This is a genomic window from Maridesulfovibrio sp. FT414 (genome assembly GCF_050916235.1).
In the GTDB taxonomy this organism is placed as follows: Bacteria; Desulfobacterota; Desulfovibrionia; order Desulfovibrionales; family Desulfovibrionaceae; genus Maridesulfovibrio.
In genome coordinates this window covers 3389237-3397500 of record NZ_CP104854.1, presented here as the reverse complement: position 1 = coordinate 3397500, position 8264 = coordinate 3389237, and the positions used below count along the sequence as shown (strand labels likewise).

The following is an 8264-nucleotide window of genomic DNA, read 5'->3' as shown; positions in this document are numbered from 1 at the left end:
CGACTGGCTGCTGCAGAACTATTCTTTAAGGCTTTGAATCTTAGCTTTCATCAATGATCTTGGCACTTTGCTCTCGCTCAGCGCGGAGGCGAAACCTAAACAACCTCGCCCTTCAAGTCAATCATTATTTTAAAGTTCTTTTGAAATTTTTTTTCAATGATCTTAGCACCTTACTGCTGCTCGGTGCGGAGGCGGAATCTAGGTGAACCGTCCTCGGAAGTCAACCGTTTTTTTGAAGCAGTTTGATTTTTTCGGCCCGACTCAGAAGCAGCGCAATCTTTCCCAGATTCTATGCCGGTCTTCCAGGCCCAAAACCATCCACCCTCAGGGATTCCAAAGGCCCATTAGCCGTTAGGCGAGAAGCTTTGCTTCGAGTCTTACGGATATGGAGAGCAGCGATGGCTTAGCTCCTTTGGCCGCCGGAAGCGAAATCAAATCATCAAAAGCGCGAAGCGCCCCATCTATCTCTTCAAAAAAAAGCCCTGCCAAGCCGGCCATTAAGGCCTTCCTCAGCGGGGAAAGACTTTCTAGGGAAAACTCCCCGCAGAGTCAACCGGTTTTTGGGATTATTGTGGTTATCTGTGAAGACAGACTAAAAAAGGCCGTCCGAGGGGCGGCCTTCTTATACATATCAAACCAATTTAACTATCATGTATATCAATATAAACGAGAGTCTGGTTCAACAGCTGGTACGCAATTTCCCCAAAGGTGATCGGCCCGGAGAACGGGTCAGTCTTCTTACCTTCCAACTCGGAGTAGAGATAGTTCAGAATACAGTTACAGGAGAAAGCGATGCTCTTTCCGGCAACATTGTTTTCCAGCAGCTGCTTGCTGAATGCTGCAGCGTAGTCAGAGACGGGCTTTGCATGCTTGTAACGAATTCCGGAGAACACAGGCGCGTAAAAGCTGACGCCCTCTTCCGCGGAAACGCCCTGGAAACTGGTATTTATAAGCGCTCCGTAATAGTCGGCAACGAGGGGGAACTTAATGTCGAGGTTGTTTTTCTCAATATACTCAGCAAAGTTTTCCCTGATTCCGTTGACCATTACATCCTTGCTCAGGAAAGTATCTTGATCAAAACTGAGCGCATCACCGTCGCCCTGCTCGAAAATATTGATGATACCGACATCAATTGACTTGCCCGGTACCAGGTCAATATGCATAACAAGAGCTTCATCTTCATAGCTGTTGCCGGTCGCTCCGCTGAAGGCCTTGGGCTTCACCTTACCCAGATCACCAAGCAGGACACCTGAGATCCAGCCGACAAGTGGCTGAGAACCGAAATCCTTATAGTTGGGAGCATTCAATGCAAATGAAACGTGTGCCGGGCTGGAAGCAGGAATGATAATAAAACTCAACCCGCCGTCACCAGCATCTACATACACGGTCCCGAGTGTTTCAGCGTCATACTTTTTCAGCTTTACTGAAGCTGCAATGTCGGAAATATCGGTTACAAAGACCTTGTCCTGCGAAGAAAGCCCACCTTCACCGGGGCAGATAAAATAAGGGATGGTGCCTCCAATCCACTTGCCCTTCGGAAGCTGGGACAACAAAGACTCATCTCCGGCAAGAAGCAGGGTCTTCTCTGCGACAATCAATTCACTGACTTCTTTTACACTGAGCAGTTCCTGTTTCATATCCCCTCCTATCGGAACATGAGTTGCAGATCTTCCTTCGCCGAGGGAGTATCCGCGTTCTTTACATATATTGCATGCAGTTCCTCAACGGCCTTGGCTACATTGCCCGGCGACCCATCAACACCAACACTCCTTACCAACCGTCCAAGCAGAATTTTCGCAGCCAAAAACTTGAGGGTATAAGCCTTCTTTCCAGTGACGATATCTGTCCATCTGGAATCACTTTTGGGGGGGACTCCCATACAGCATTCCTCCTTTCAGGATTGAATAGTCCACACTGTACTGTGAATAGGACATAACCGGTCGTTAATAATCACACTATATTCGGCGAACTATATTCATAAAGATTAACTCCTCAGACACCAAGACAGACTAGGCCCAATGACACTGGATACACCGTAACACAGACAAGTGACCATGTCCTCAATTTTAATAAAAAGAGATTCAAATCGATTTCAACCCGTCAACTATACGAAATAAAAAGCGGAGCTGGACCAATGATCCAACTCCGCTTTAAACATATCTAACAATAATGTTGTAAAAACGCCTAGGCCTTTGCTTTGGCTCCTACTACTGTTTCTTCGCCTCCGTAGACCTTCTTCATAACAATGTAGGTTTCGGCGATCATCCAGATTTCAAGGATGAACACTATGAGTCCTACTACGAACAGCATCCATTTTCCGCCAGCGTAGAAATCCTTGAGATTGTAGATCATGGCCCAGCCTGTCATGGCAACCATGAATACCATTGGAATACCGGTATAAATGGCCTTAACTTTCTTGCGGGCAAGGTACACGGTTACGATCAGCAGAGCCAGTGCGGCCAGGAGCTGGTTAACGGTACCGAACAGGGGCCACAGGGACAGTGCGCCCTTCTTAAGGGCCTCGATGGAGAATCCTCCGTTAAAGCACAGAACCGCTGCAGTACCGACTGCGATGAGGGTGGAAGGAATTGCTCCGGAAAGGGACGGTACTTTGTATGCCTGAGCAAGCTCACTTACCACATAGCGCTGGATACGGGTTGCGCTGTCGAGAGTAGTCGCAGCAAAGCTGACCAGGAACACACCCATGATTGCAAGGGCAATATCGGTGGGGATGCCGTAACTTACCATCATGTTTGCTGAGCCTTCAACGAATGCACTCAGTTTCGCGCCGAGACCGGCAGCGGATGCCCAGGATGCGTAATGGGTGGTAAATGCCAAAGTCCCGGTCAGGAACTGTCCGTCGGCAGTGTGCTTACCAAGGCCGAGACCTGCGCCGACAGCAACAATAACGAGGATGGACAGAGCAGCTTCCATAAGCATGGAGCCGTAACCGATCATGCGGGAATCGCGTTCAGTCTCACACTGTTTCGCGGAAGTTCCGGAACTTACCAGAGAGTGAAAACCGGAAATTGCCCCGCAGGCGACTACAACGAAAAGGAAAGGCAGCAAGGGTGGTGCACCTTTGGGAGCCACATCCAGGGCCGGAGCTACAAAGGTTGGATGGGCCACAACCACGCCGGCCATGAGCAGGACAAGGGCCACGAGAAGCTGGTGTCCGTTAATGTAGTCGCGGGGCTGCAGCAGAGTGGTTACCGGCAGGATGGAAGCTATGAATGCATAGGCCAGCATCACCAGAGTCCAGATTACGATCGGGTTCATACCCATGATGGAAGGCATCTTGAACGGAACGTAAACCCCGACGATAACGAAGGCATACATGAGAACAAGGGCCACAATGGACCAGATGGTATGATCGACCTTCTTCTTATACATGAGCCAGCCAAGCGCGATGGCAATGGGAACCTCACTCCAGACCGGAATGACCGCAGCCGGATACATGTTGAACAGGATCGCAATGATGAGCGCGAACACCGCAATAACGATCAGCAGGGCAAAGAAGATGATGATCAGGAACAGCGTACGCACGCGGTTGTTGATGAGTCCGGCGGCAAGGTCACCGACAGAACGCCCCTGGTTGCGCAGGCTGACCACAAGAGAACCGAAGTCGTGCACTGCACCCATGAAAATGGCACCGAAGAAAACCCAGATAACCGCCGGCACCCACCCCCAGATGATGGCGATAGCCGGGCCGACGATGGGGCCGAGCCCTGCAATGGATGTGAAATGGTGACCGAAAAGAACTTCCTTTTTGGTGGGAACAAAATCCTTACCGTCCTCAAACTCGCAACTTGGACAGACCAGATTCTCATCAACCTTAAAAATTTTTTTTGCCAGAAATTTGCCGTAGGTGTGGTACGCAATAATGTACCCCACAAAGCAAAGCCCTGCGATGACAAGAGAGTTCACCTGAAAACCTCCGATATGAAAGAACAGAAACACAGCGGAAAGGCTTGAAACAACCTTCCCGTAACCACACACTTCTTACAAGCTCCCCCAGCAGAGACCCGTCCCCGGCTTGACCCGCCCGTTGCCGTCAGGCTTGGCAGCAACGATATTCAGAGCCGGGACCCCCTCGGGCTGACAGTGAGTGCTTATAATGCTTTTTCTAGTCCGCACTTACTAAATGATTTTACGCCGAATTTCCAGAGCGACTTTCAAAACCACGAAATCACAATCGTTTTAAATTGCTCATTCCGAAATAGACTCCACTCACATCCCCATTTCACCTGCAACATCACTTCCGAAAACATAAATTGCGAAAATTATACCGGCTCAAATTAAATACACAGCTATGATTCAAGCGCCAGTTTAACCAAAAATGAATAACCATAAAGAAAGCAGATGCGCATATCCATTACAGACTCCTGCGAAACTCATTGGAACATATATTATAAATACCTCCACCGGCTTCAATTAACTTGGACAGAAAGTGAACACGGCCGCAATGACCTGGAAATCGATCATTGCGGCCGGAATTATTCAAACAGGCTGCCCATTGTAACGGCATCAGGTTCCCTCAACAGTATCCATCCTAGCAAATGAAGGTTCATGCAGCGGGATGAGTATATCGGCCATATCCTTCACCTTAATAAGTATATCGTAAGCCTCATAGGTGTTGACCGAAGTGCCTGGCGGGATGACATCCATCTCCATACCCAGAACTTCCGCCGGAGGATAAAAATTCTCATTGATCACGCAGAATCCGGTTATTGCCGCCAGCCCGCCCCTGGTATCAACCAGCACAGTCATTCCCCCCGGAGTATGCGCAGGAGTATGCATCATGCGGATTCCGGGAACAACCTCACAGTCGCCGTCAAGAGCTACGACCTGCCCGGCCTCCTCCACGTCCTCTACATAATCCTCCAGATACCTGAAATCCAGCGGGTGCGGGTTATGAATACTTTCCAGCTCATTGCGATGAACATAAAAATTCGCATTGGTGCACTTGTAATCATTCTCGCAGTGGTCATTGTGCAGATGCGTGTGAATGACAATGTCGATGTCCTCTGGCTTGAGCCCGAATCTGGCCAGTCCGTCCTCAAATGAATAGATCCTGCCTCCGAGATCAGCCTCGCGGTCTTTGGAAATTATAGGCTGCATCTCCCCTGTATCCACGATGATCTTCTTATCGCCACCCTCCAGATACCAGCAGTAAATGGGAATGATGCAATGCTGACCGTATCCCTGCTGGTAAGTCATCATGCCCTTGTCGAACCGCTTGGAACCCACAACGATGGGGTGAATTCTGTATTTGTTCATTATTTCTCCTGTCAGATCAGTCATCCGCACTTACTTGCATCAATTAATGTAGCAAGCTCAATTTATCGCAATCCGGATCGAAAAGTAAGTTTATCAGTGCTGATTATAGCTCTGACTTACGTGAAATTATAAACAACATGCTTGAATGGGAAAATTATCACACCAAAACAAAACTTAAGCAGATTCTCATTTCAAGCATATTTTCTAGTTAATTTATTAATATTAAATAATAAAACAAATACATTGTTACTTTTTTAACAAAGTTTTCGTTCCTCCGCCTTGAATTTGGAGCAATGAAATGTGAAGAAGTTATTTTTTTCTTTAACTCTAATTTCGTTGTTTATTTTTTCACAGAACCATAAAAATGCGTTATGTTGAAAAATCACTGGGAAGACCGGTCGGTTTAAAATAATTCTGTAAACTGAAAGCAGGAGGACACGATGACTTACAAAGAGATGCAGGAACTGTTGATGCGGGAAATGAGACTTTACCACTACCCCATCGCCGTTAAATTTTTCTACGATCAGGCTGAGATCGATCAGTTCAAGGACAAAGCTGAATTCCACGTGCCCGTGAAACCCATGACTTTCTGCCAGTGGGAAATCGCTGCCCGCATGAAAGGACAGACCGTGTTCTCCGAAGTGGAAGGCCTCGGTTGCGGTAACGCCCGCTACTGTTTCGGCTGGAAGGAACTGGATGAAGGTGAGATCAAGGGTCACTCCAAGTATGTGCGTGACCTTGAACAGGCTGAAAAATTCGTTAAATCCAAGCACCGCCTGCCCGAAGGTCTGCTCGGTATCGCTGTTGCCCCGCTCGGCTCAATCGACGGCATCTTCGAGCCCGACACCGTTCACTTCTACTGTGACAACATGCAGGCCTACCACCTCGCAGGTGACTATATGTCCGCCACAGACACCCATCCCCTGCGTCCGAACATCACCATGAACTCCTCCGCCTGCGGCGGTAACGTCTTTTCCTTCCTCGAGCAGGAATTCAACATGCTGCCCGCATGTTCCGGCAGCTACAACGCCGGTAAAACCGAGCGCGGCGAAATCAACGTCATCATTCCCGGCAAGAAGTTCGCAGCTGTGGTTCAGAGACTCGTAGATCGCATCAACAACCTCGGCAGCTCTTCCATCACCAAGCCCGGCGACGGATTCCCCGGACAGGATGTATGCAAGAACTGTCCGCTGATCATTTTCAAGAAAGAAAAATAGCACACCACTCACTCCCTTGCCGAAGGCAAATTTGATAAGCTTTGCGCTTATAAAAGTATGTCTCCGGCGGCCGGAGAAGGGAACCATTAAAAAACGCTTCCCTTCTCCGGACCCAATTCCTCCAAAACCTTTTAACACGGGTTCGGCTCAAGGAATGGAAAAACTGGTTAAATATTCCCTTTGCTGCTTTCAACGCAGTAAAGGAAGCGGCAATAAAAACGGCCCCCGATACTGCAATACCGGAAGGCCGTACAATAAGGAATGAAGGCGCTGACCCTGACTCCGAGAGGGTCCTCGACCGCTGCAACGGTCAGAGGGAAGCGGGAAAGGAATCAGCAAAACCAACTTTCGTTTTAAGGAGATACACTATGTTCAAGTCACGCAAAAGCCTTTTGATAATGGCTCTCGCGCTGCTGGCAGTGGCGGTATTCTTCCAGCCCGCATTTGCGGACAGACTGGCAGATGCCATCAACACAACCCCCAAAGGCACCGATCCTGGCCAGATCAACACTGAACTTGCCACCGGATTCCTCGGAATCAACGGCGCCCCCAACGTCAACCTTATCCTCGGATTCGCATGGGCGATGTGGGTAGGCTGGATCTTCTCCACCGTCGGTGCATTCGGCGGCATCATGGCCGGTGTCGGTCACATCACCATTTACGGTTTCGGCGACTACGCTTCCACCTTCAAAAAGACCTCCCCGGTCATGAACAAGCTGGTAACCGACTCCATCCGTGTATCCAACCAGTGGCTCGTAGGTACCTCCGCAGCCATGTCCTCCTTCAACTATTATAAGATGGGCCGTCTGGTTCTGCCCCTGGGCCTCGCACTTGCTGCAGGTTCCATTGCAGGTTCCTACCTCGTGCCCTGGCTGACCGCCGGTAAGATTTCCTTGAAGTCCTACATCGGCTACTTCGGTCTCTTTGTTCTGGCTCTCGGCTGCTACCTGTTCTACGAAACCACTCCCAAGGGACAGGCCGGCAAGAAGCAGGCAAAAGAAGCTGCCAAGGCTTTCGAAGCCTCCATCAAGCAAGAGAAGGAAGGCGGCAAGGTTGATACCGCTTCCATGGGCGTTCAGGTTGTAAGCTTCTCCATGACCAAGTGCGTATTCACCTTCTACGGTGTAGAATTCTCCTTCAACCCGCTGATCCCGGTTGTAGGCGGTTTCTTCATCGCAGCACTGGCATCCTTCCTCGGCGTAGGCGGCGGCTTCCTGCTCGTTCCGTTCCTGACCAGCGTTGCAGGTCTGCCCATGTACCTCGTTGCCGGTACTTCCGCTCTGGCAGTTCTGGTAGGTATGACCACCTCCATCTTCACCTACATGGTTGTCAAAGACACTCCTGTCTTCTGGCCCCTCATCGGTGTTGAACTTCTTGGTATCCTGGTCGGTTCCTTCATCGGACCCCGCACCTCCAAGTACATCCCGGACATCTGGCTGAAGCGTCTCTTCGTAGTGCTCGCTCTCTACGTTGGTATCCGCTACAGCTCCAAGGGCTTCTTCGGCTACAGCCTGCTGCCCCCGTTCTAATAGATAAATTGCCTCCGGCGGCCGGGGAAGGGAAACTTTTGCAAAAGTTCCCCTTCCCCGGACCCCATCCCCTCAAAACCTTTCAATAGGGCTGCGCCACCGGGGCTGGGAAAGCGAAAAGTACATATCATCCCCTAATCCAACTTTGAGCTAAGGGATATGACAACACAATCAGACAGACACAAAAGAGCGCACCAAAGGAATAGACCAACAGCTTTCCAATAACGGAGGCTTCCAT

At 49.7% G+C, this 8264-nt stretch carries 7 protein-coding genes; 2 read left to right on the top strand and 5 right to left on the bottom strand.

Annotation, left to right across the window (positions count from 1 at the left end; genetic code table 11):
- Positions 1-351 precede the first annotated feature (351 nt).
- The 5 genes from N7E73_RS15110 to N7E73_RS15090 form a co-directional block, all read right to left on the bottom strand.
- On the bottom strand, positions 352-498 hold the full coding sequence (locus tag N7E73_RS15110; RefSeq protein WP_432735738.1) for a hypothetical protein: 147 nt from the start codon (positions 496-498) through the stop codon (positions 352-354).
- A 143-nt stretch (positions 499-641) separates the two neighbouring features.
- Complete coding sequence (locus tag N7E73_RS15105; protein WP_432735737.1) at positions 642-1637, bottom strand: DUF6976 family protein; 996 nt, start codon at positions 1635-1637, stop codon at positions 642-644.
- An 8-nt stretch (positions 1638-1645) separates the two neighbouring features.
- Positions 1646-1879: a hypothetical protein gene (locus N7E73_RS15100; protein WP_432735736.1), complete on the bottom strand. Its 234-nt coding sequence runs from the start codon at positions 1877-1879 to the stop codon at positions 1646-1648.
- A gap of 305 nt (positions 1880-2184) precedes the next feature.
- Positions 2185-3927 (bottom strand): carbon starvation CstA family protein, encoded by a 1743-nt coding sequence (locus N7E73_RS15095; RefSeq protein WP_432735735.1) that lies wholly within the window; start codon positions 3925-3927, stop codon positions 2185-2187.
- A 600-nt stretch (positions 3928-4527) separates the two neighbouring features.
- Positions 4528-5280, bottom strand: a complete 753-nt coding sequence (locus N7E73_RS15090) for an N-acyl homoserine lactonase family protein (protein ID WP_432735734.1) — start codon at positions 5278-5280, stop codon at positions 4528-4530.
- 440 nt (positions 5281-5720) lie between these two features.
- On the opposite strand from N7E73_RS15090, the gene N7E73_RS15085 reads away from it, so the two are divergent.
- Together N7E73_RS15085 and N7E73_RS15080 are read left to right on the top strand one after the other, a co-directional pair.
- Entirely contained in the window at positions 5721-6497 is a 777-nt protein-coding gene (locus N7E73_RS15085; RefSeq protein WP_432735733.1) for a DUF169 domain-containing protein, read from the top strand.
- A gap of 368 nt (positions 6498-6865) precedes the next feature.
- The gene (locus N7E73_RS15080; RefSeq protein WP_432735732.1) at positions 6866-8026 is read left to right on the top strand and encodes a sulfite exporter TauE/SafE family protein; all 1161 of its coding nucleotides are present in this window, start codon (positions 6866-6868) and stop codon (positions 8024-8026) included.
- Positions 8027-8264 lie beyond the last annotated feature (238 nt).